Genomic DNA, 19,936 nt, shown 5'->3' with positions numbered 1-19,936 from the left:
GCGGTGGTGGCGGTGGCGGTCTCGTTACGGAAGGCCATGGGGGTTTCCTTTCGGAAGGGGGGTGTGCGGGCGCGCGGAACCAGGCCCTTGGGGGGGTGTGGTTTCGGGGACACGCGGCTCGCGTGGTCGGGCACCGGGGTCCGTCCGGTGGGGCGCTGGGCTCCGGGGCGGTGTTGGTCGGTGCAACGGGTTCGAAGTTACGGGGGTGGGGTGGGGGGTTTCAAGGATTCTGAGGTTTGGGCTGGTCGGGGGGTGGTTACCTGAGGTATCGATCAAGGAATTGTGCCAGTTTGAAGGCAAATGCCCCATTTTTCAAGATCGAATATGGGGTGGGAGTGGTCCGCGCCACACGGGTGTGGCTGTGAGGCCGGGCACATCGTCGACGCCGCGTCACGCCCCCGCGTCGGCGTGTGCACGAACCGGTGCCGGCGCACCCGTCCCGGGGTGGCCCGCACCACAGCCCTCACCCGTCGTGGCCTGAACCGTCACCCGGCGTGCCCGGCATAGCCTCGGGCCATGACCTACGAGAGCGATGCAGGGGCCGTCGGGGACGCCGAGGGCCCGGAAGTGGCGGCCGCACCGGCCGGATTCGAGTTGGGGACGGACGGGCCCCGGATGATCGTGGCCGGGCTGGACGGCTCCGACTCCTCCTGGCGCGCGACCGCCTACGCCGCGGGCCTCGCGCGGCGGCAGAACGCCACCCTGGCGGTGGCCTACGTGCAGCCGGTCATGGGGGCGGCCACGGCGCTCGCGGGGGCGGCCGTCGGCGAGACCACCCGGGAGATCGCCGACGAGCTGCTGGCCGCGCTGCGCGAGTCCGAACGCCGGCTGAGCGACGTCTGGCGGCTGGACTGGCGCTTCGTGACCGTCCAGGGCGACCCGTTCACGGGCATGGCCCGGCTGGCCGACGAGCTGCGGGCCGACGCCGTGGTCGTCGGGGCCTCGGAACGGGCCGGGCACCGGCTGATCGGCTCGGTCGCGGTGCGGCTGGTCAAGGCGGGCCGCTGGCCGGTGACCGTCGTTCCGTAGGGCCCGTCCGGGCTCGCCCACCACCGTCCGGGCCCGCCCACCACGGAACTGTTGCCAACACGGAGGAAGGGCTGCGGACCGGCAGGGAGCCGGGTCCGCAGCCCTTCGGCTGAAGAGGGGGGTAGGGGTGGGTGGGGCCGGCGGAGGCCTATCCGCCGAGGAGCGAGATGCTGTTGCCGCAGATGTTGGCCTGGATGTTGATCGGGATCTGGATCTGGTTGCCTGACAGCACGCCCGGCGAGCCGGTGACTATGCCGCTCGCGGTGGCGCTGCCGGTGTTGATGCAGGTCGTCCCGGTCCCCGTGCTGTCGAGCAGCGCGGCGGCCATGGCGGCGGCGTCGGAGGCCAGCGGGTCGGTGGCCGCGGTGGAGCTGTACCTGGACGTGTCGCAGTCGGCGGCGAAGGCGGGGCCGGCGGAGAGGACGGCCAGCGCGGCACTGAAGCCGGCGGCGATCAGGTACTTCCTGGTGTTGGTCATGCGGAAGGAATAGCCAGTCGACACGCCGGACTGAACACAATCCACCCCTGAACCCACTCGAATGCAGGCGTGATGCGACCCCGATGCCGGAACCCGGCCACCCGGCCGGCGTACTCCGACGGGCGCCGCGGACCGCGCAGAACGGGTCCGGGGCGATCCGCGGCCCGCAGCAGGGCAGGGCAGGGCGCGGCACGGCAGGGCAGGCCGGCGAGGGCAGGTCCCGGTCCGGGGCCGGGACCGGGATGGGGCGCCGGACCCGTGCGGCCGGGACAGCGCCCGCCCGAAGCTCTACGCAGAGGCCGCGGCCCGGGCCGCCACCCGGGCCGCCGCCGAACGACCGTCCTCGCACACCGACCGCGGGGACCGCCGCACCGCTCGCCGGACCCGCACCGGCCGGCGGTGCCACAGCCACCCAAGGGAGACCGCATGTACGCACACTGGGGCACCTTCACCAAGAACGACACCCTCGGCGACTGCCTCGGCCTGGCCCAGAGCGCCCTGCAGAGCCAGGGCTTCCAGGTCTGGGACCTCGCCGGTGACGGCGACTACCAGGTGATCGGCGGGAACAACGACGTGATCGCCAACATCGTCTGCGTCCCGCAGTCCGGCAACATCTGGCTGACGGTCAGCGCCTACTCCACCGACTCGACGCTGGCCGAGCGCACCCGCAACGACGTGCGCTCGTTCATCGTCAACTCGATCCGGATCGACTGACCGGGGCCACGGGCGACTCCTCCGGGCCGCGGCCCCGGTGGCGGCACCGTCCGCCCCCGGGGCCGTCGGCCGTCCCCGATAGGGTTCGTGACCATGACGGACACCCCGACCGCCACCACGTCCGGCAGCGACCTGCACCTCGAACTGCCCGCCACCGGCGGTCGCCGCGCCGCGCTGATGGCCGCGCTGCGCGAGGCGATCCGCAGCGGTCGGCTCGCCCCCGGGACCAGGCTGCCGCCGTACCGCGCGCTCGCCGCGGACCTCGGCATCGCCCGCAACACCGCCGCCGACGCCTACGCGGAACTCGTCGCCGAGGGCTGGCTCACCGCACGGCAGGGCTCGGGAACCGTCGTCGCCGACCGCGCCGAACCCGTCGCCCCGACCGGCGTCCGCCGGCCGTCCCGCGTGCAGCGCCCTGTGCACAACCTGCGGCAGGGGCAGCCCGACGCGTCCTCCTTCCCGCGCACCGCCTGGCTCGCCGCGGCGCGCCGGGCGCTCACCGCCGCGCCCAACGAGGCCTTCGGGCCCGGAGATCCGCAGGGCCGGCGCGAGCTGCGCACCGTCCTCGCCGACTACCTCGCCCGGGCCCGCGGGGTGCGCACCGACCCGGACCGGATCGTCGTCTGCTCCGGCTTCGCCCCTGCGCTGCGGCTGCTGTTCGAGGGTACGGGCGCCGTGCTGCCGTCGCCCGGCAGCGGCCCGCTGGCCGTCGAGGCGTACGGGCTGGGCTTCCACCGCGGGCTGCTGGCCCGCGCCGGGGTGGCCACCGTGCCGCTGCCGCTGGACGAGGACGGCGCGCGGATCGACGGGTTGGCGGCGCAGAAGAAGGTCCGGGCGGTGCTGCTCACCCCGGCCCACCAGTTCCCGACCGGCGGACCGCTGCACGCCTCCCGGCGGGCGGCGGTGGTCGACTGGGCGCGCCGGCGCGGCGGGCTGGTGCTGGAGGACGACTACGACGGCGAGTTCCGCTACGACCGGCAGCCGGTCGGCGCCGTGCAGGGGCTGGACCCGGAACGGGTGGTCTACCTCGGCACGGTCAGCAAGAGCCTGACCCCGGCGCTGCGGCTCGGCTGGATGGTCCTGCCCGACCACCTGGTGGACCGGGTGCTGGCGGCGAAGGGGGAGCGGGAGGCCTGGGCGAGCGCGCTCGACCAGCTGACCCTGGCCGAGTTCATCGAGTCCGGCGGCTACGACCGGCACGTCCGGCGGATGCGCCGCCGCTACCGGGACCGCCGCGACCACCTGGTGGCGGCGCTGGCCGAGCACGCGCCGCACATCGAGGTGTCCGGCATCGCCGCCGGCCTGCACGCCGTGCTCCGGCTCGCCCCCGGCACCGAGCGGTCCGTCCTGAAGGCGGCCGCGTACCACGGCCTGGCGGTCGACGGGCTGGCCGACTACCGCCACCCGGGGATCGGCCCGGAGGAGATGCCCGCGACGGACGGCCTGGTGGTGGGGTACGCCACCCCGCCGGACCACGCCTACCAGGCGGCGGTCGCGACCCTCTGCGACATCCTGCCCCCGCCGGTCTGAGCCCGGGTCCGGTCCTCGCCTCCCCGATCCGGTGGGCGGCCGGCGGGGCGGGGGAGCGGAGCGGGAGAGTAGAGGGGCATCGCCGCTTCCGGCGGTCCCTTCGCCTCCTGGAGCGCAGGCAATGGCCCGCCGCGTCCGCTCCGCTGTCATATGCCCGTACGGGCCGGGGCGGAGCCGGGCGCCGGAACCGGCGGCGGTCCCTACGCTCCTTGGTCATGCGCACATCACTCATGAGCCGTTTCGGTCTTGCCACGATCCTGGCCCTCGTCCTCGGCCTGCTCTTCTCGGCCGCTCCCGCCCAGGCCGACACCCCGCTGCTGTCCGTCAGCTCCGACAAGGCGACGGCGACCCCGGGCTCCTCGGTGACCCTCACCCTGACGCTGACGAACCCGCACGACACCCCCGTGCAGTTCGTCTACCAGTCCATCCAGCCGACCTACGGCACCACCCAGGCCACCGGCCTGAAGTACGCGTTCTCCGCGTGCGGCGGCAACGTCGGCAGCTGCGACACCGGCGCCACGAACGGGCTGGTCCACCACACCGTTCCGGTCGCCGCGGGTGCCACCACGACAGTGACGCTCACCTACGACATCGCCGCCGATTCGGCCTGTGGTTCCGGCGCGCGGATCGACTTCTACACGTACCTCTACTACGAGTACCAGTCCGGTGCGGCCGCCGACTCCGGGATCTTCGACGTCCCGGGCAACGAGGTCACCTGCGCCGCCTGAACCACCCCGCCCCCGTCCCCCCGCGGGCTCCCGACCGGGAGTCCCCGCCAAGCCCCCGTCAGGTGCCGGGCAGCCCCCGTTCCGGCACCTGACGGGTCATTCGTTCGGGGGGCCCGGGCCCGCCCCGGGGCTCTCGGACGGGCTGTCCGCGCCGGGCGCGTGCACGGGTTGTCGGTGCCGGATGGCAGGCTTGGGCCCATGGCCGAACCGCTGACCACCGACGCGCCCGACGCCGCGTCCGACACGCCGCCCGCGAGCCCCACGACCGCGGCCGCGCCCGCCGCCGCGACCGGCGCCGAGGCCGGTGCCGAGGCCGGCGCCGACCCGGCGGCGGCCGTCACCGCGCCCGCCTCCCGGACCGCGGCCGGGGCCGGGGCCGACGAGCCGCCCGGGATGCCGATGCCCTACGCCGTGTACGCCGCGATCCGCGAGCGGGCGGGCGAGGAGACGGCGCCGCTGGTGGACCGGCTGCTCCGCCACTCCCTCGTCCTCGTCCCCGCCACCGACGCCGCCCCGAGCGGCGACGCCGACGCGAGCGCCGGTTCGGGCACCGCCCCGAGCGCCGGGCAGCTCGGCGGCCTGCCGTCCCTGCCGGCCGACACCGGATGGCCGGAGTTCGGCGGGCGGCCGATGCAGTTCCTCGCCCAGCTCGACTGCGCCGGGCTCGCCGCGTCCTTCCGCGCCACCGGCCCCGGCGGCGACTGGCCGCTTCCCGACCACGGGCTGCTGCTCTTCTTCCACGACGAGTGGCTGTCCGACTTCTCCGGCCGCGGCTGTCAGGTCCTCCACGTGCCCGCCGGCTCCGCGCCCCGGCCCGCGCCGGAGCAGGACCTGTGCAGGCCCGCCGTCCCGGCCGTTCCGGTCCGGTCCCGCTGGGAGCTCTCCGCGCCCTCCTACCAGGACCGGGAGCTGGAGAACCTCTTCCCGGACGACTTCATGATCGCCCTCGACCTCGCGGCCGACTTCCGCGACCACCTGCCCAGCCCGGAGGTGCGGGTGCTCGGCTGGTGCGACACCGACACCGGCCGCCCCGCCGACCACCGTCCGCTGCTCCAGATCGAGAACGCGGCCCTGGACGTGGACTGGGGCGAGTGCGTCAACGTCTCGTTCTGGATCACCGGGGAGGACTTGGCCGCCGGCCGCTTCGACCGGGCGCGGCACGGCTTCGAGATCGCCTGACCGGCCGCCGCGGCGGGGTCGGGGCCGGTCGTCGGGCCCGTTGTCGGGCACGGTCCGGGCGGCCGCGTCCGGCGGGGCGGCCCCGGCCCGGCCCGATTAGGCTGCTGACAGTGGCCGGGGAACCCGGCCGCGGGGGCCGGGTCCGGAGTGAAGCGGTGAAGCTGAGGGGCCGGAGCGAGGAGACCGACCGGGAGGCGCAGGACGCGCCGGAGCCCCCGGTCGGCGAGCTGGTGCGTTCGATCCGGGAGCACCCGTCCCGGCTGCCCGAGACGCTGGCCGTCTTCGCCGTCCGCCACCGCGGCCCGCGGGCCGCCCGTCGGATCGCCGCGCTCCGGGCGGCGCACCCCGACGCGGCACCGGACGAGCTGGTGGGGCTGGTCGTCGAGCGCGGCCGCCGGGTCAGCACGAGCGAGGGGGCGTTCGTCGGCGGGCCCTTCCTCTGGCTGGTCCCGTTCGCGTTCTGCACCGCCCTGCTGGCCCAGGGGCAGCTCCTCCTGGAGCTCGCCGCCCTCGCCGGGCGGGACCCGGCGGACCGGGCCCGGATCCCGGAACTCATGGTGCTCCAGGGTGCCTACCCCGACGTGGCGATCGCCGAGCGGGCGCTCGCCGCCGAACCGGGTGCGGACACGGCCGACCTGCCCGGCCACGAGGCCGGACCCGAGGCCGGGCCCGGAGCCGTGCCCGGACCGGAGGCCGGAGCCGAGCGCACGGCCGAGGTGCCGGCCGAGGTGCCGGCCGCCGGAGGCAGGCCCGCGGCAGGGCCCGCGCCCGAATCCGCCGCGGCGCCGGAAGCCGCTCCGGCGGCGCCCGCGACGGGGCGGTGGCGCTCGTTCTGGTACCTGATCTGGCGGATGGCCCGCCTGCTCGGGCTGACCAGCGAGGGCACCGATCCGCCGCCGTCCCGCTGGCACACCGCCGGCGAGTGGGCGCTGGTGGGGGCGGTCCTGCTGATCGGGACGGTCGCACCGCTGGTGTGGCTCCCGTACATGGCCTACTCGTACAACCGGGCCACCGACCGCGTGGCGGCCACCGGTGTCTCGTACTACTTCGGCGGGCATGCGGCCGGTTGGCTGGAACCGGGTCGGTCGCGGACCGACCCCGGCCTCGTCGCGGCTACCTTCCAGGCGCTGGTCTCGGTGCTCGTCCCGGTGGGGACCGTGCTGTTCCTGCTGGCCACCGACATCCGGCTGGCGGAGAGCCGCTGGCCGGTGCTGGCGCTCGCCCTGGTCGTGGTCTCCGGCGTGGTCGGCACGCTCTGGTACCGGAGCCACCGCCCTCGGCGCCGCCGTCGGGAGACACCGCCCGCCCCGTAGCGGCCTGCTGTTCGACGGCCGAACAGGCGTTCCCTGGTTTCGCGGACAGGGGCCCCGCCCGCGGGCCGCGTCGTTGATCCGTTCGGATGGGAGGGGTGGTTCCGACCTGCGGGTGTTTCGCGTGCGCAGGGAATCGAAGATCCGTCTAGAGACGGCTGGGGGATTCCAACCTCTCCATGGTCGAGATTCACCCTATCGGGCGGCACTTGCGGTCCGTTCCGGGTGGGTCGGGGATCGGTGATCTAGGGTTCCCGGTGGACCGCCCGAGAAGGCGGAGCGCATCGCAGTATTTCGCCAACACCCCCACCATGACGCCTATCTGACGATCCGACACGGCCTGGCCGAGGCGGGTCGGCGTGACCTGACCAGATGAAGGAGAACCCTGCCGATGCCGGTGGACACCAACCCGGAGACACAGCAGGTGCCGCAGCAGTCGAGCCTCACCACAGCTGCTGCCCGCAATCTCGCCACGACCACCAAGTCCGCGCCCCAGATGCAGGAGATCACCTCCCGCTGGCTGCTCAAGGTGCTGCCCTGGGTGCAGGCCGCCGGTGGCGCCTACCGGGTGAACCGCCGCCTCACCTACACCGTGGGTGACGGTCGGATCGAGTTCATCAAGACCGGATCCGAGGTGCGGGTGATCCCGCGCGAGCTCGGCGAACTGGCCCTGCTGCGCGGCTTCGACGACGACGACGTGCTGATGGCCCTCGCCGACCGCTGCGAGCAGCAGGACTTCGGCCCGGGCGAGGTGCTGGCCGAGCGCGGCGCCGCGGCGGACCGGATCTACCTGATCGCCCACGGCAAGATCAACCAGATCGGCACCGGCAAGTACGGTGACGAGACCGTCGTCGGCGTCCTGGGCGACGGCGACCGGTTCGGCGAGCAGGCGGTCCTCGACCCCGACGCCGTTTGGGAGTTCACCGCCAAGACCGCCACCGCCGGCACCGTGCTCTCGCTGCCCCGCCGGGACTTCGAGGCCATCCGCGACGGCTCGCCCGCGCTGCAGGCGCACCTCCACGAGTTCCTGGCACTGCCGCTCCAGCGCCAGAACGAGCGCGGTGAGGCCGAGATCGCCATGTCCGCCGGCCACCACGGCGAGTACGAGCTGCCCGGCGCCTTCGTGGACTACGAGCTGAAGCCGCGCGAGTACGAGCTGAGCGTCGCGCAGACCGTCCTCAAGGTGCACACCCGGGTCGCCGACCTCTACAACCAGCCGATGAACCAGACCGAGCACCAGCTCCGGCTGACCATCGAGGCGCTGCGCGAGCGCCAGGAGTTCGAGCTCATCAACAACCCGGAGTTCGGCCTCCTCAACAATGCCGACTTCGACCAGCGGATCCAGACCCACTCCGGCCCGCCCACCCCGGACGACCTCGACGAGCTGCTCAACCGCCGCCGTGACCCGGACTACCTGCTCGCCCACCCGCGGACCATCGCGGCCATCGGGCGCGAGCTGAACGCCCGCGGCCTCTACCCGCACCATGTCGACCTCGGCGGGCAGCAGGTGCCGGCCTGGCGCGGTGTCCCGATCCTGCCGTGCAGCAAGATCCCGATCACCAAGGAGAACACCAGCTCCATCCTCGTGATGCGAGTCGGCGAGGACAACCAGGGCGTCATCGGCCTGCACCAGACCGGGATCCCGGACGAGTACCAGCCGAGCCTCTCGGTCCGGTTCATGGGGATCAACGAGAAGGCGATCATCTCCTACCTGGTCAGCGCCTACTACTCCGCGGCGATCCTGGTGCCGGACGCGGTCGGCGTCCTGGAGAACGTCGAGATCGCCCACGGCCGCCACTGAGCGGCGGCGCGGCCGCCGTCCACCGGCGGCCGCGCCCGAATCCGGTCCGGCCGTAACCGGTCGACCGCAAGATCGTTTCACTTGATGTCGGACGGCCCGCCCCACAAGGCGGGCCGTCCGGTGTCGGGCGGGCCTTCCCGTGGAGGGCGGCCGCTCGACGAGGACCCGTAGGCGAGGTCCCGACCGAAGACGTTTCCCACGTCCCCCGCGACGCGAGAGGTGCATGGAACCCATGCCGCAGCCCCAGCAGCCCCGACGGATACCGGTGGACGGGCAGCCGTGACCGCAGACCTGATCGTGGTGGGCGGCGACGGTGGCGGAGCCCGTGGACGGCGTGCCCGGCTGGCCGGTGCCGCGGCCGGGGTGGCCGCACTCTGCGCGCTGCTGAGCGGCGCGGCCGGTGCCCGGGCGTCCGAACACCAGGGTGGCGGAAGATCCCACGGGCCGGTCGTCGAGACCTGCGTCTCGACCGGGACGGATGTCTCGGTGTCGGTCGGCCCCGGCGGCGTGGACGTCGATGTCGACGTCGACGTGGAGGTCGGGGTGACGGTCGACCACTCGGGGAAGCCGCACCACCCCAAGCCGAAGCCGCACCCGAAGCCCGGCCACCACCACCCGTGCCCGACGCCGACCCCGACCCCGACGCCTCCCTGTCCCAGCCCGACGCCGACCCCCAAACCGACCCCGACACCGACCCCCACGCCCAAGCCCACGCCGAAGCCCACCCCGACGCCCGGCCCGACCCACACCGCGACCCCCACGCCGATGCCGACACCGCCGCCCACCGCCGCGCCGGTGCCGCCGCCCGCGCCACCCCCGACGCCGCGGCCGACCCCGCCGCCCCCGTCGCCCCGGCCGACGCCGAAACCCACGCCGAAGCCGACCGCACAACCGGTCGTTCCGCCGCCCGCGCCGGCGCCCGAGCCCCCGGCCCCGCCGGAGCCGAGCCCGAGCCCGCCCGCGCCCAGCCCCGTGCGGCCGAAACCGGTGGCGAAGCCCGCCAAGGTGCCGCTCGCCCCGCCGGTCCAGGCACCCGAGCGGCACCACGGTGGCGCGACCACCAGGACGATGCTCGTGGTCACCGTGCCGGCGGTCCTCGCGGCGGCGGCCCTGCGACCGCGTGGCCGGTCCGGCCGCGGCGGTTCCGGCCGGTCCTGACCGGCCCGGCGGATCGCAGCGGGCCCCGGGGGACTTCCGCCGAGAACTCTCCACCCACCTGGCCCGCGGCCACCCGTCCCGCCTGCTCGGCCGCCGGCAACCCCGGCCCCCGGCAACGCGGGTGGCCGAAAGCCCGGTGCCCGACCGCACTGCTCCCCGGCGGTCACGGTCGCAGCCGTCCGCGCTCGTCACGGCCACGCGACCCGCGTCCGACGGCCGCGGCCGTACCGGGCGCCGCTCGGCGAAGCCGTCGTCCCCGCGAACGGGTCCCGCCGCGGACCGGCCCCGCCGAGCGGCGACTGTGGCCCACCCCCTGAAATCCCTAACCCTGGAAAGGAGTTCCCATGTCCGAGTGGTTGGCGCTGGCCATCGCCATGTCGGCGGCCTGTGCCGTCGTGGTGGCGGTGGTGCTGCTGAGGCACCGCCGGGTCAGTGAGGACGAGGACACCGACGAGACGCCCGACGTCATCGAGTACATGACGATGATGATCGGCGTGGTCTACGCGATCGTGCTCGGCCTCGCCATCGCCGGCGTCTGGGAGGCGCGCGGCGCGGCCCAGGACGACGTGTTCCGCGAGGCGCAGTCGCTGCACGAGGTGAGCGAGCGCGCCCAGGTCTACCCGGTCGAGTTCCGCGACAAGGTCCAGGCCGACGTGGACGCCTACGTCTCCTACGTCGTGGACGTCGAGTGGGAGTACATGCGCGAGCACGGCGAGGTCTCCGCCCGGGGCACCGAGCTGCTGGAGAAGCTGCGCCAGGACGTCGCCACCCGCACACCGGCCGGCGACCTGGAGGCCCAGGCCTACCAGCCGATCATGGACCGGATCAGCGTCGCCGACGACGCGCGCAACGCACGGGGGCAGAACGCCGGCCCGACCATGCCCGGCGTGGTCTGGTTCGGCCTGATCGTCGGGGCGGTGGTGACGGTCGGCATGGTCTTCGCCCTGCAGATCCGGCGCTCCTACCGGGAGTTGCTGCTGGCGGGGGCGTTCAGTGCGCTGATCGCCTTCCTGCTCTTCCTGATCTGGGACTTCGACGATCCGTTCGGCCGCAGCGTCTCGGTGACAACCCAGCCGTTCACCGACCTGTTCCCCACCCTGGGTGGCGGTCAGGACTGACGTACCGCTGCGGCGGCCTGCTCGGATAACCTGGTCGGGCCGTCGGGGGCCGGCTCCGGCGCGCCAGCGTGCCGAGAGGAAATGCCGACCGTGACCTACCCGACGCCCGGTCCGGGCGCCCAGTTCCCGCCGCAGCGTCCCGAGCGGGCGTGGTGGTGGCTGCCCGAGAAGGAGCGTCGCCGGCGCAGGGCGCAGCGGCAGGAGTGGCTGGCGTACAAGCGGCGGAACAAGAAGAAGAAGGACCGCGACTGGTCGGACGCCTGTGACGGCGCCGACTGTTGCTGCGACCTCGGCGACCCCTGCCTGATCGCGCTCGTCCCGGTGATGATGGCCGCGGGAGTCCGGTTCGCCCTGACCGGCGGCCGTGGTGGTCACCGGGGCACGGGCGGGGGTGCCGGCGCGGATCCGGCCGCGCCCGTGCCGGGCGGGTTCGCGGCGGGCGTGCTGTACGGCGCGGTGCGGTACTACCGGGCTGAGGTCAGCCCGAAGCGGCCGGCCTGCTGCCCGTACACGCCGAGTTGTTCGACCTTTGCCGTCCAGGCGCTGCACCGGCACGGCGCGGTGCGCGGCGCCCGGCTGACGGTCGGGCGGCTGCTCCGCTGCCGCCCGGGCGTCGCGCGCCGCGGGACGGCAGACCCGGTGCCGGGCCGCTGAGCAGCCGAGGGGCCGCGCGGATCACCCTGATCCGCGCTGCCTCATGGCCAAGTCCGTGCACGACGCCGGATGGTCGCAGTTCCTCGCGATGCTGGAATACAAGGCCACCCGGTACGGGCGTGCCTTCGCCCGCATCGGCCGCCGCTGAGCCTCCCGCGACGGCCCCGCCGGTACGGTGGCGTACGGGAGCAGCCCCGTCGAGTGGAGGAGAGCCATGGAGAGCCGGGACTGGGACGAGCGCTACGCCGCGGGCGAGTTGGTCTGGGGTGCCGAGCCCAACCGCTGGGTGGTCCGTGAGCTGGCCGAGCAGGCCCCGGGCCGGGCGTTGGACGTCGCCGCCGGGGAGGGCCGGAACAGCATCTGGCTGGCCCGTCGGGGCTGGCACGTCACCGGCCTGGACTACTCCGCGGTGGCGCTGGAACGGGCCGAGCGGCTCACCGCGGACCTGCCCGACGAGGTGGCCGACCGGCTGACCTGGCGCCACGGCGACGCCCGCGAGCTCGAATCCCCGCCGGAGGGCTACGACTTGGTGCTGGTCGCCTATCTGCAGCTTCCTGCCGAGGACCGCCGGGCCGCCCTCGTGCGGGCCGCCGCCGCGCTCGCCCCCGGCGGCACCCTGCTGGTGATCGCCCACGACAGCACCAACCTCACCGGGGGCGTCGGCGGTCCGCAGGACCCGCGCGTCCTCTACACCCCGGAGGACGTGCTCGCCGACCTCGACGGTGCCGGGCTGCAGACGGTCCGGGCCGAGCGCGTCCACCGGCCGGTGGACGCCGCGGTCGGTCACCGACCGGTCGCCGGGGCCGCTGTGGCCGATGCCGGCGCGCCGCAGCGGACGGAGGCGATCGACGCCCTGGTGCGGCTGGAGCGCACCGCCTGAGGATTCGCCGCCAGGTCGGGGCAGCGCCGGGTGCCGTCGACTTCGGCGCGCACCGGAGACCGCACGCCACGCTGCGGTGTGTCAGCCGCCGCGCGCCGCCCGGGTGTGCTCGGATGATCCTGTCTTCGGAGCGGCGTGGTCGAACGATGTGGTGCGGATCGCCGGAGCGGGGTACGTGACTCAGGGGGAGGCGGACCGCGCGAGGAGCCCCGGACGCGGCCGGTCTCTACAGTGCTGTAGATTCAAGCCGGCAGGCGGAGGAACGAGGAGGGCGCGATGAGCGTTTCGCTGGCCAAGGGGCAGAAACTGAGCCTGGAGAAGGCGGGCGGTGGCCGGCTGGGCGTGGTCCGGATGGGCCTCGGCTGGCGCGCCGCGCAGAAGAAGGGCTTCTTCGCCAAGTTGCTGGCCTCCCAGGAGATCGACCTGGACGCCTCGGCGGTGCTGTTCGCCGGCAGCAAGCCGGTGGACGTGGTCTTCTTCCAGCACCTGCAGAGCAACGACGGCTCGGTCCGCCACAGCGGCGACAACCTGACCGGTGGCGCGGGCGACGCGACCGACGACGAGTCCATCACGGTGGACCTCGACCGGGTGCCGGCCGCGGTCGACCAGATCGTGTTCACCGTGAACTCCTTCACCGGGCAGACCTTCCAGGAGGTCGAGAACGCCTTCTGCCGGCTGGTCGACGAGCAGACCGGTGCCGAGCTCGCCCGGTACACGCTCACCGGCGGCGGCCCGTACACCGCGCAGATCATGGCCAAGGTGCAGCGTGCCGGGAACGGCTGGCAGATGGCCGCGATCGGCCAGCCGGCGAGCGGCCGTACCTTCCAGGACCTGATGCCGGAGCTGGTCAAGCACCTCTGACGAGTGCCGGCAGGGCGCTGCCGGGAGGCCGGCGGTTCCGACCGGACGCCGCCGGCCGCTCCGCGCCCGCCCACCCCCGAACGCGGCGCGGGACCCGTCCGATCTCCCCCCGGACGGGTCCCGCGTCCGCTGAAGTCCCGGCGGCGGCCGGGCGGCCGGGCGGCCGGGCCGCCGTCGGCTCGGGCCCACGGGCGGCCGCACAGCGGTCGGCTGCGGACCTCGGCGGGCCGCCCTGCGGGGAGCGTGCCACCGGTGGCGCTCGGTCGGGTGGACTTCCGCGATATCGCTGCGACGCGCTCGACCGGTCCGCTAACACTGGCCGCATGGACGACGACGCCGTGCAGTTGCCCGCGCACCTCACCATCCGGGTCGGTGCCACCGACGACCCGGTGGCCGCCGTGGTCGGCCTGGAGGCCTGGGAGTCCCGGGAGAAGTACCCCCGGCTGATGATGATGCCGCCCGTCTTCGGCAGCCTGGAACGGGTCGGTCCGAGCGCCTGGCGGATCCTCGACTTCCACTCCACCACCCCGCAGATGGCCCGGGACGACCTCGGCCACCGGTTCCGCTGCTGGGCGCGGACCGAGCCCGGCCACCCGTTCGCCGCCTCCTGGAACATCACCGCCGAGGAGCGCGCCGCGTACACCACCGCGTACCGGCGGATGGACTGGGAGGCGCTGGACGAGATCGCCGTCGCCGGCCGGGAGTACCGCATCTTCCGGGCCGAGCAGGTGTTGCGCTCCGGGCCCGAGGGCATCGAGCCGCCGCGCCCCACCGACCCGGACCCGGCCGAGGTCGGCAAGGGCCACCGTGCGCCGTCCCGGGTGCGCGGGTTCGTCATCGACCCGGCCGCCTCCGTCACGCTGGTCGACGGCATCCTCCGGCTGGACATGGCGGCGCTGGTCCCGGCCGGTCACGGCATCCCCGAGGACGTCCGGGCCGATGCCCGGCTCGCCTCCCACCTGTACCCGAACGTCCTCGTCCTGCCGGTGCACTGCGCCGTCGCCGAGTACGCGAAGGGCCGTTGGGCGCCGATGACCGCGGCCTGCGAGTCCCCCCAGGCCGCCCGTGACAGCCTCGCCGCCTACCTGCGCGACTTCGCCCCGCGGATGCTGCCCCGGCTGACGGCGGACGAGCGCGCCCGGTACGCGGCCGCCGCCGACCGCCTGGACGCCGAGCGCGGCCACGAACTGTCCGCCGGCGAGCGCCGGTTCCGTCTGGTCCGGGTCGAACCCGTGGTCCGCCTCGGCCCGGACGGGCCCGAGCTGCCCCGCACCTCCGACTGGGACCCGGACCTCCCGGTCAAGCTCCAGGAGCAGCGCGACCGCGCGGCCGGCATCCGCTACGACGACGAAGAGAACGACGTGCAGGAGAACGATGTGCAGGAGAACGACGGCGGTGGCGACGAGGTCGGGTTCGCCGGGGACTGACTGCCCGCCGCTGCCCCGGGCGGCCGGGCCGTCGCGACCCGTCCGGCGGCAGGCACGCGAGAGCGGGGGATCCGGGTGGGCCGGATCCCCCGCTCTGTGCGCGGTGTCAGCGGGCCGACGGCGAGGGCGCGGCCGAGGGGGAGACGTTCGCCGACGGGGCCGCCGCGGGGGACGCGGCGGCGGAGGCGGACGCGGTGGGCGTCGGGGACGGGCTCGGGCAGCCGGGGGCGGTGGGCGACGCCGTCGCGGTGGCCGACGGGGTGGCCGTGGGCGTGGCGCCCGCCGTGGCGGTGGCGGTGGCCGACGGGGAGGCCGTCGGGTTCGGGGTGCCGGTGGCCGAGGGGGTCGGCACCGGGCAGCCGGTGGGCGTGGCCGTCGGCGTGCCGCCGGGCGTCGCGGTCGGGGTGCCGGTCGGGGTCCCGGTGGGCGTCGCGCTGGGCGAGGTGCTCGCGCTCGGGCTCGGCCGCCCGCTCGGGGACGTGCTCGCGCTCGGACTGGCGCTCGCGCTCGGCGGGGCCGAGGGGGACGCCGTGGCCGGTGCGGGCGACGGCGAGGCGGCGGTCGAAGGAGCCGGCGCAGACGGAACGGACGCGCCGGGCGGGACCGGCGCGGCGGGTGCGGTGGGCGAGCCGGTGGCGGCCGGGGCCGGACGGTTCGGGACGGTGGTCGCCGTCCCGGTGCCGAAGTGGGCCATCCAGTTCTTGACGGTCCGCAGGTACTCGTCGGAGTGGTTGTAGCCGAGGATCGCCCGGTCGAGCTGCGCCGGGTCGGCGAGGTCGCGCCCGCCGGCGCACAGGTAGCGGCCGGCGGCCTGCGCGGCGTCGAAGATGTTGTTGGGGTCGGCCGTGCCGTCGCCGTTGGCGTCCACACCCCAGGAGGCCCAGGTGGAGGGGATGAACTGCATCGGACCGACGGCCCGGTCCCAGACACGGTCGCCGTCGTGCCGGCCGCCGTCGGTGTCCGGGATCGCCGCGAAGCCCTTGCCGTCGAGGACCGGCCCGAGGATCGGCCGGTACGTCGTCCCGCCGGCGTCCACGGCGCCGCGGTCGGCCTGTCCGGACTCGACCTCGCCGATCGCGGCCAGCAGCTGCCAGGGCAGGTGGCAGCCGGGCGAGCGCTGCGCCAGGGCGGTCTCGGCCTGCCGGTAGGCGGCGAAGACGGTCTCCGGCAGCGCGGGACCGGTGCGGAACGGGCCGGCCGAGGGGTCGCCGGGCAGCGCGGTCGGCGGCTGCGGCAGCGGGACGGTGCCGCCGCCGTCGACGGGTGTGCCGGGCCCGCCGGGCGTGTTCGGGAGCGTCGGAACGGCGGCACCGGGCACGGTGGTGGCGACGGCCCGGGTGGCCGTGGCACCGCCCGTGGACTGCGGCGTGTCGGCCGCGGCGACCGGGGCCAGGCCGAGGCCGGTCACCTGGGAACCCGTCAGTGCCGCCAGTGCGGTGAACACCGCCGCGGTGCCGGCCATCCGCTTGCCCAGCCGCAGCCGGTGCCCCGTCCGCCGATCGCCGCCCAGCGCTGCGCTCATGCCGTGCCCCTCCCCGTGACCGTTCGGACTACCGCGAAACGGACCGTCCGCCGGCATGGTGCCTGACGGTGCATGACAGATCGCGTCCCCGGGATGATTAGTATCACGACGATCTGACGCGGTGGAGGTGGCCAAAGGTTGCCCGAGGCGCCACCGTCGGATGAACGCGCAGGTGGCGGCGCCCGGGTGCGGCGGGGCCGACCGGCGCGGGCCCGGCGCGGGCCGGTCGTGACGCTCCCTCGGACCCCGCCGCCGGGCCGGGGTCAGACCTCGATCAGCATCCCGTCCTCGGCGACGGCGGCGCCGGCTGCGGCGAGGTCCCGGGCCAGCGCCTCGGTGCCGGGGGAGCCCGGATGGGCCAGCGGGTTGGTGTTGTTGAGGTGGGTGTAGAGGTAGCGGGGGCCGGGGAGGCGGGCGAGGTGGGGCAGCGAGTCCCGGACCGCCAGGTGGCCCATGCCGCGGGAGGTGCGCGCACCGCCGGTCCGCCCGGCCAGTTCGTCGTCGGTGCTGAAGGTGCCGTCCAGGATCACCACGTCCGCACCGGCCACCGCCGCCTCGACGGCCGGGGTCCAGGCGGCCAGCCCGGGTGCGTACACGGCACGGGCGCGGCTGCCGGCGGCGGTGAAGCGGTAGCCGACCACCCAGTCCGACCGGCCCTCCCAGCCCTCGCCGGGCAGGTCGGCCGCGTACCGGGGGCGCTTGCCGCCGAGCGCCAGCGGCTCCGCGCGCAGCCCGCCGTCCAGCTCGACGGCCTGCCCGGGGGTGAGGGTGTGCCAGCGGGCCTTGGTGTACGGCGCGAGCAGCGGGCCGACCGGGAAGCCCGAGTGCAGGGCGTAGCGCACCGGGAGGGTGGCGTGGACGGTGAGGGCGGCGGCCTCCCGCAGGGTCAGCAGGCCGAGGGTGTGGTCGAGTTCGGCGCTGGTGAGCAGTGCGCCGCGCAGCGGGGTCTCCCGGCTGCCGGGCACGGGGGCGAGTTCGGGTGCGGCGAGGAGCTGGCCACGCAGGTCGGGCGAGGCGTTGACCAGGTACCAGGCGGTGCCGTCGGCGCTGACGGCCAGGCAGTCCTGGGTGCGGGCGGCGCCGGTGCGGCGGGCGGTGGTGCAGCCCGCGCAGCCGCAGTTCCACTGCGGCAGCCCGCCGCCGGCGGCGGTGCCGAGGATCCGGATCTTCAGCGCAGCCTCCGTGGGACGGGCGCCGGGGTGCCGGCGGGGGCGGGTCCGGTGACCAGGTGGTGGTGCGGGGAGAGCCGGCAGGCCGGGTCGGTGGCGCCGGCGTCGCCGGTGAACTGGAAGGCCTGGCAGCGGCAGCCGCCGTGGTCGACCTCGCGCAGCGCGCAGCTGCGGCACGGCTCGGGCATCCAGTCGGTGCCCCGGTACCGGTTGAACGCCGCGGAGTCGTGCCAGATCGCGGCGAGCCCGTCGGTGACGGCGCTCGGCACCGGCAGGCCCGGCAGCTGGGCGGCGGCCAGGCAGGGCAGCACGTCGCCGGTGGGCGCCACGACCAGCTGGCGGCTGCCCCAGCCGTCCATGCAGGGTTTGACGGTGCCGTCGTGGTGGTCGGCGGCGACGTGCACGATCTCGATCCGCTCACCGTGCCGCTCGCGGGCGGCGGCGACGTCCCGCTCGGCCTGCCGGACCTGGGCCTCGTCGGGGGCGAGGTGGGCCCGGTTGCGCCAGGCCCAGCCGTAGAACTGGGTGTGCGCCAGCTCGACCCGGTCGGCGCCGAGCGCCACGGCCAGCTCGACCAGCGCCCCGAGGCGCGGCAGGTTGCCGCGGTGCAGCACGGCGTTGACGGTCAGCGGCAGGCCTGCGCCGGTCAGCAGCGCCGCGGCGGCGAGCTTGCGCTCGTGCGCGGCCAGCCCGGCGACGGCGTCGGCCCGGCGCAGATCGGCGTCCTGGACCGAGAGCTGGACGTGGTCCAGACCGGCGTCGGCCAGTTCGGCGGCGCGGGCGCCGTCCAGCGGCAGGCCGCTGGTGACCAGGTTGGTGTAGAGGCCGAGGCCGCGGGCGTGCGCCACGATCCGGGCCAGGTCGCGGCGGAGCAGCGGCTCACCCCCGGTGAGGTGGACCTGCAGCACGCCCAGTCCGCGGGCCTGGTCGAGGATGCGCAGCCACTGCTCGGTCGCCAACTCGTCCCGGTAGCGGGCGAGCTCGACCGGGTTGGCGCAGTAGGTGCACTGCAGTGGGCAGCGGTAGGTGAGTTCGGCGACCAGGCCGAGCGGTGCGGGCCCGCGGCCGGCGGCGCCGGGCAGTCCGGCGGCCGGCTGCGGCCTCGCCGGCGCGCCGGTGCCGTCCAGGGCGAGCAGCCGCCGCTCGGCGAGGTCGGCCAGCAGCTCGCGGACGTGGCCGCCGTCCACCCCGTCGTACTCGGCGGTGAGGCCGGCGGTGATCCGCTCGGCGTCTCGCCGGCCGTCGCAGTGCCGCAGGACGGCGGCGGCGCTGTCGTTGAGCAGCAGGACGCCCTCGGGATAGAGCAGCGCGGCCCGGTCGCGGACCGGGTCGTGCACCAGCCGCACGCCGGGCCGCAGCCCCGGCCGCAGCGCGGACGAGGGGCCGGCGGTCGGGGCCGTGCGGGTGACCGCTGCCGGCGGTGGGCCGGGGGTGCGGTCGGCCGCCGTCGGGGGGACGGCGGCGGTCACCGGTCGGCCCCGTAGTCGACGGCGTCCAGCATGGCGCGCAGCACCTCGCACTTGAACGCCAGCGCCTCCACCGCCGCCTGCTGCTGCGCGGCGGTCGTGCAGTGGTCCAGGACCAGCTCCAGGGTGCGGGCGCTGTCCCGGCGGGCGGTGGGGATCCGGTGCTCGAAGTAGGCGTACCCCGCCGGGTCGATCCACGCGTAGTGGGTGCGCCAGGCGGTCACCCGCCGGGCCATGTGGTCGGGCGAGAACATCTCGGTGAGCGCCGCCGCGACCCCCTCGGTCCACGGCCGGGTCTGGCAGAAGTGCAGGTAGCCGTCGACGGCGAAGCGCACCCCGCGCGCGACGTGGCGCTCGTCGGTCACTTCCGCGCGGTCGAGGCCGACCGCCTCGGCCAGCACCAGCCAGTCGGCCAGGCCGCCCTCGTCGCCGTTCGGCCCGTCCTGGTAGCCGAGCCGCTCCACCCAGGCCCGCCGGACCTCCGGCAGCGGGCAGTTGGCGATGATCGCGGCGTTCTTGCGGGTCAGGCAGAGCTGGTAGTACCAGCGGTTGGCGACCCAGCGCCGCAACTCCGGTGGCGTGCAGCCACCGGAGTGCAGGCGTAGGTGGAACGGGTGGGTGTCCCAGTACCGCCCGCGCAGGTCGTGCAGCCTGGCCGCGAACCGCTCGCGGGTCAGCGGTTGCGCCACTGGGCGGCCCGTCCGGCGTACGCGGTGACCTCGGCCCCGGTGCGGTGGCACTCCACCGCCGGCGCGGACCAGCTGGGCTTGTCGGCGCCGGCGGGGCGCGCCGGCGGTGCGGCGGGGACGGGGTGGGGCTGGCTGTTCTGCTGCATCGGTCCTCCTCGGGCCGGGGGAACTGGGAAGGGGGCGCGTGCGCCCCCTGGGTCAGGACGCTACGAGCAGCCGGGCC

At 75.3% G+C, this 19,936-nt stretch carries 19 protein-coding genes and 1 pseudogene; 13 read left to right on the top strand and 7 right to left on the bottom strand.

Annotated elements, in window-relative coordinates:
• Window positions 1–615 precede the first annotated feature (615 nt).
• Window positions 616–1,029 carry a universal stress protein gene (locus ACIPSC_RS09960; protein ID WP_400824562.1) on the top strand — a complete coding sequence of 138 codons (414 nt, stop codon included), beginning with the start codon at window positions 616–618 and terminating at the stop codon, window positions 1,027–1,029.
• Between the two features lie 148 nt (window positions 1,030–1,177).
• Here the strand turns inward: ACIPSC_RS09960 and ACIPSC_RS09955 are convergent, their stop codons facing one another.
• A complete protein-coding gene (locus ACIPSC_RS09955; RefSeq protein WP_400824538.1) occupies window positions 1,178–1,507 on the bottom strand; it encodes a chaplin in 330 nt (109 codons plus the stop codon).
• Between the two features lie 426 nt (window positions 1,508–1,933).
• On the opposite strand from ACIPSC_RS09955, the gene ACIPSC_RS09950 reads away from it, so the two are divergent.
• The 6 genes from ACIPSC_RS09950 to ACIPSC_RS09925 all read left to right on the top strand — a co-directional run bounded on the left by ACIPSC_RS09950 (window position 1,934) and on the right by ACIPSC_RS09925 (window position 8,769).
• Complete coding sequence (locus ACIPSC_RS09950) at window positions 1,934–2,221, top strand: hypothetical protein (protein ID WP_313767162.1); 288 nt, start codon at window positions 1,934–1,936, stop codon at window positions 2,219–2,221.
• Window positions 2,222–2,314: 93 nt separating this feature from the next.
• A complete protein-coding gene (locus ACIPSC_RS09945) occupies window positions 2,315–3,751 on the top strand; it encodes a PLP-dependent aminotransferase family protein (RefSeq protein WP_400824536.1) in 1,437 nt (478 codons plus the stop codon).
• Between the two features lie 215 nt (window positions 3,752–3,966).
• Entirely contained in the window at window positions 3,967–4,479 is a 513-nt protein-coding gene (locus ACIPSC_RS09940; RefSeq protein ID WP_400824535.1) for a hypothetical protein, read from the top strand.
• A 198-nt stretch (window positions 4,480–4,677) separates the two neighbouring features.
• Window positions 4,678–5,658 (top strand): DUF1963 domain-containing protein, encoded by a 981-nt coding sequence (locus ACIPSC_RS09935; protein ID WP_400824534.1) that lies wholly within the window; start codon window positions 4,678–4,680, stop codon window positions 5,656–5,658.
• A 155-nt stretch (window positions 5,659–5,813) separates the two neighbouring features.
• Window positions 5,814–6,971 (top strand): hypothetical protein, encoded by a 1,158-nt coding sequence (locus ACIPSC_RS09930; protein ID WP_400824533.1) that lies wholly within the window; start codon window positions 5,814–5,816, stop codon window positions 6,969–6,971.
• A gap of 388 nt (window positions 6,972–7,359) precedes the next feature.
• Window positions 7,360–8,769: a family 2B encapsulin nanocompartment shell protein gene (locus ACIPSC_RS09925; RefSeq protein ID WP_400824531.1), complete on the top strand. Its 1,410-nt coding sequence runs from the start codon at window positions 7,360–7,362 to the stop codon at window positions 8,767–8,769.
• Between the two features lie 77 nt (window positions 8,770–8,846).
• Here ACIPSC_RS09925 and ACIPSC_RS09920 read toward each other — a convergent pair whose 3' ends face one another.
• Entirely contained in the window at window positions 8,847–9,851 is a 1,005-nt protein-coding gene (locus ACIPSC_RS09920) for a hypothetical protein (RefSeq protein WP_400824530.1), read from the bottom strand.
• Between the two features lie 420 nt (window positions 9,852–10,271).
• On the opposite strand from ACIPSC_RS09920, the gene ACIPSC_RS09915 reads away from it, so the two are divergent.
• The 6 genes and pseudogenes from ACIPSC_RS09915 (at window position 10,272) to ACIPSC_RS09890 (ending at window position 14,867) form a co-directional block, all read left to right on the top strand.
• On the top strand, window positions 10,272–11,045 hold the full coding sequence (locus ACIPSC_RS09915; RefSeq protein ID WP_400824529.1) for a hypothetical protein: 774 nt from the start codon (window positions 10,272–10,274) through the stop codon (window positions 11,043–11,045).
• 90 nt (window positions 11,046–11,135) lie between these two features.
• A complete protein-coding gene (gene yidD / locus ACIPSC_RS09910) occupies window positions 11,136–11,699 on the top strand; it encodes a membrane protein insertion efficiency factor YidD (protein ID WP_400824528.1) in 564 nt (187 codons plus the stop codon).
• A 34-nt stretch (window positions 11,700–11,733) separates the two neighbouring features.
• Window positions 11,734–11,841 (top strand): annotated as a pseudogene (locus tag ACIPSC_RS09905) (RNA-guided endonuclease TnpB family protein); the annotation flags it as partial.
• 72 nt (window positions 11,842–11,913) lie between these two features.
• Entirely contained in the window at window positions 11,914–12,579 is a 666-nt protein-coding gene (locus ACIPSC_RS09900; RefSeq protein WP_400824527.1) for a class I SAM-dependent methyltransferase, read from the top strand.
• A 276-nt stretch (window positions 12,580–12,855) separates the two neighbouring features.
• On the top strand, window positions 12,856–13,440 hold the full coding sequence (locus tag ACIPSC_RS09895; protein WP_400824526.1) for a TerD family protein: 585 nt from the start codon (window positions 12,856–12,858) through the stop codon (window positions 13,438–13,440).
• 323 nt (window positions 13,441–13,763) lie between these two features.
• Window positions 13,764–14,867, top strand: a complete 1,104-nt coding sequence (locus ACIPSC_RS09890) for a DUF5954 family protein (protein WP_400824525.1) — start codon at window positions 13,764–13,766, stop codon at window positions 14,865–14,867.
• Window positions 14,868–14,973: 106 nt separating this feature from the next.
• On the opposite strand, the gene ACIPSC_RS09885 is transcribed toward ACIPSC_RS09890, so the two are convergent.
• From ACIPSC_RS09885 to pqqA, 5 genes are all read right to left on the bottom strand, one after another.
• Complete coding sequence (locus ACIPSC_RS09885; RefSeq protein ID WP_400824524.1) at window positions 14,974–16,389, bottom strand: lytic transglycosylase domain-containing protein; 1,416 nt, start codon at window positions 16,387–16,389, stop codon at window positions 14,974–14,976.
• A 263-nt stretch (window positions 16,390–16,652) separates the two neighbouring features.
• Entirely contained in the window at window positions 16,653–17,549 is an 897-nt protein-coding gene (gene pqqB, locus ACIPSC_RS09880) for a pyrroloquinoline quinone biosynthesis protein PqqB (protein WP_400824560.1), read from the bottom strand.
• Window positions 17,550–17,557: 8 nt separating this feature from the next.
• A complete protein-coding gene (gene pqqE, locus ACIPSC_RS09875) occupies window positions 17,558–19,027 on the bottom strand; it encodes a pyrroloquinoline quinone biosynthesis protein PqqE (RefSeq protein ID WP_400824523.1) in 1,470 nt (489 codons plus the stop codon).
• Window positions 19,024–19,713: a pyrroloquinoline-quinone synthase PqqC gene (gene pqqC, locus ACIPSC_RS09870; RefSeq protein ID WP_400824522.1), complete on the bottom strand. Its 690-nt coding sequence runs from the start codon at window positions 19,711–19,713 to the stop codon at window positions 19,024–19,026. The genes pqqE and pqqC overlap by 4 nt, the downstream gene beginning before the upstream one ends.
• Window positions 19,698–19,859, bottom strand: a complete 162-nt coding sequence (gene pqqA / locus ACIPSC_RS09865; protein ID WP_400824521.1) for a pyrroloquinoline quinone precursor peptide PqqA — start codon at window positions 19,857–19,859, stop codon at window positions 19,698–19,700. The genes pqqC and pqqA overlap by 16 nt, the downstream gene beginning before the upstream one ends.
• Window positions 19,860–19,936 lie beyond the last annotated feature (77 nt).

The organism is Kitasatospora sp. NPDC090091 (assembly GCF_044747365.1).
Taxonomy (GTDB): Bacteria; Actinomycetota; Actinomycetes; order Streptomycetales; family Streptomycetaceae; genus Kitasatospora.
This window is presented reverse-complemented; position numbering and strand designations above follow the sequence as displayed.

Bases quoted from the DNA above. Each gene is read 5' to 3' on its own strand.
- ACIPSC_RS09895 (WP_400824526.1), top strand. From the start codon at position 12,856: ATGAGCGTTTCGCTGGCCAAGGGGCAGAAACTGAGCCTGGAGAAGGCG.
- ACIPSC_RS09900 (WP_400824527.1), top strand. From the start codon at position 11,914: ATGGAGAGCCGGGACTGGGACGAGCGCTACGCCGCGGGCGAGTTGGTC.
- ACIPSC_RS09885 (WP_400824524.1), bottom strand. From the start codon at position 16,389: ATGAGCGCAGCGCTGGGCGGCGATCGGCGGACGGGGCACCGGCTGCGG.
- ACIPSC_RS09950 (WP_313767162.1), top strand. From the start codon at position 1,934: ATGTACGCACACTGGGGCACCTTCACCAAGAACGACACCCTCGGCGAC.
- ACIPSC_RS09925 (WP_400824531.1), top strand. From the start codon at position 7,360: ATGCCGGTGGACACCAACCCGGAGACACAGCAGGTGCCGCAGCAGTCG.
- ACIPSC_RS09935 (WP_400824534.1), top strand. From the start codon at position 4,678: ATGGCCGAACCGCTGACCACCGACGCGCCCGACGCCGCGTCCGACACG.
- ACIPSC_RS09915 (WP_400824529.1), top strand. From the start codon at position 10,272: ATGTCCGAGTGGTTGGCGCTGGCCATCGCCATGTCGGCGGCCTGTGCC.
- ACIPSC_RS09955 (WP_400824538.1), bottom strand. From the start codon at position 1,507: ATGACCAACACCAGGAAGTACCTGATCGCCGCCGGCTTCAGTGCCGCG.
- ACIPSC_RS09945 (WP_400824536.1), top strand. From the start codon at position 2,315: ATGACGGACACCCCGACCGCCACCACGTCCGGCAGCGACCTGCACCTC.
- ACIPSC_RS09940 (WP_400824535.1), top strand. From the start codon at position 3,967: ATGCGCACATCACTCATGAGCCGTTTCGGTCTTGCCACGATCCTGGCC.
- pqqA (WP_400824521.1), bottom strand. From the start codon at position 19,859: ATGCAGCAGAACAGCCAGCCCCACCCCGTCCCCGCCGCACCGCCGGCG.
- ACIPSC_RS09890 (WP_400824525.1), top strand. From the start codon at position 13,764: ATGGACGACGACGCCGTGCAGTTGCCCGCGCACCTCACCATCCGGGTC.
- ACIPSC_RS09960 (WP_400824562.1), top strand. From the start codon at position 616: ATGATCGTGGCCGGGCTGGACGGCTCCGACTCCTCCTGGCGCGCGACC.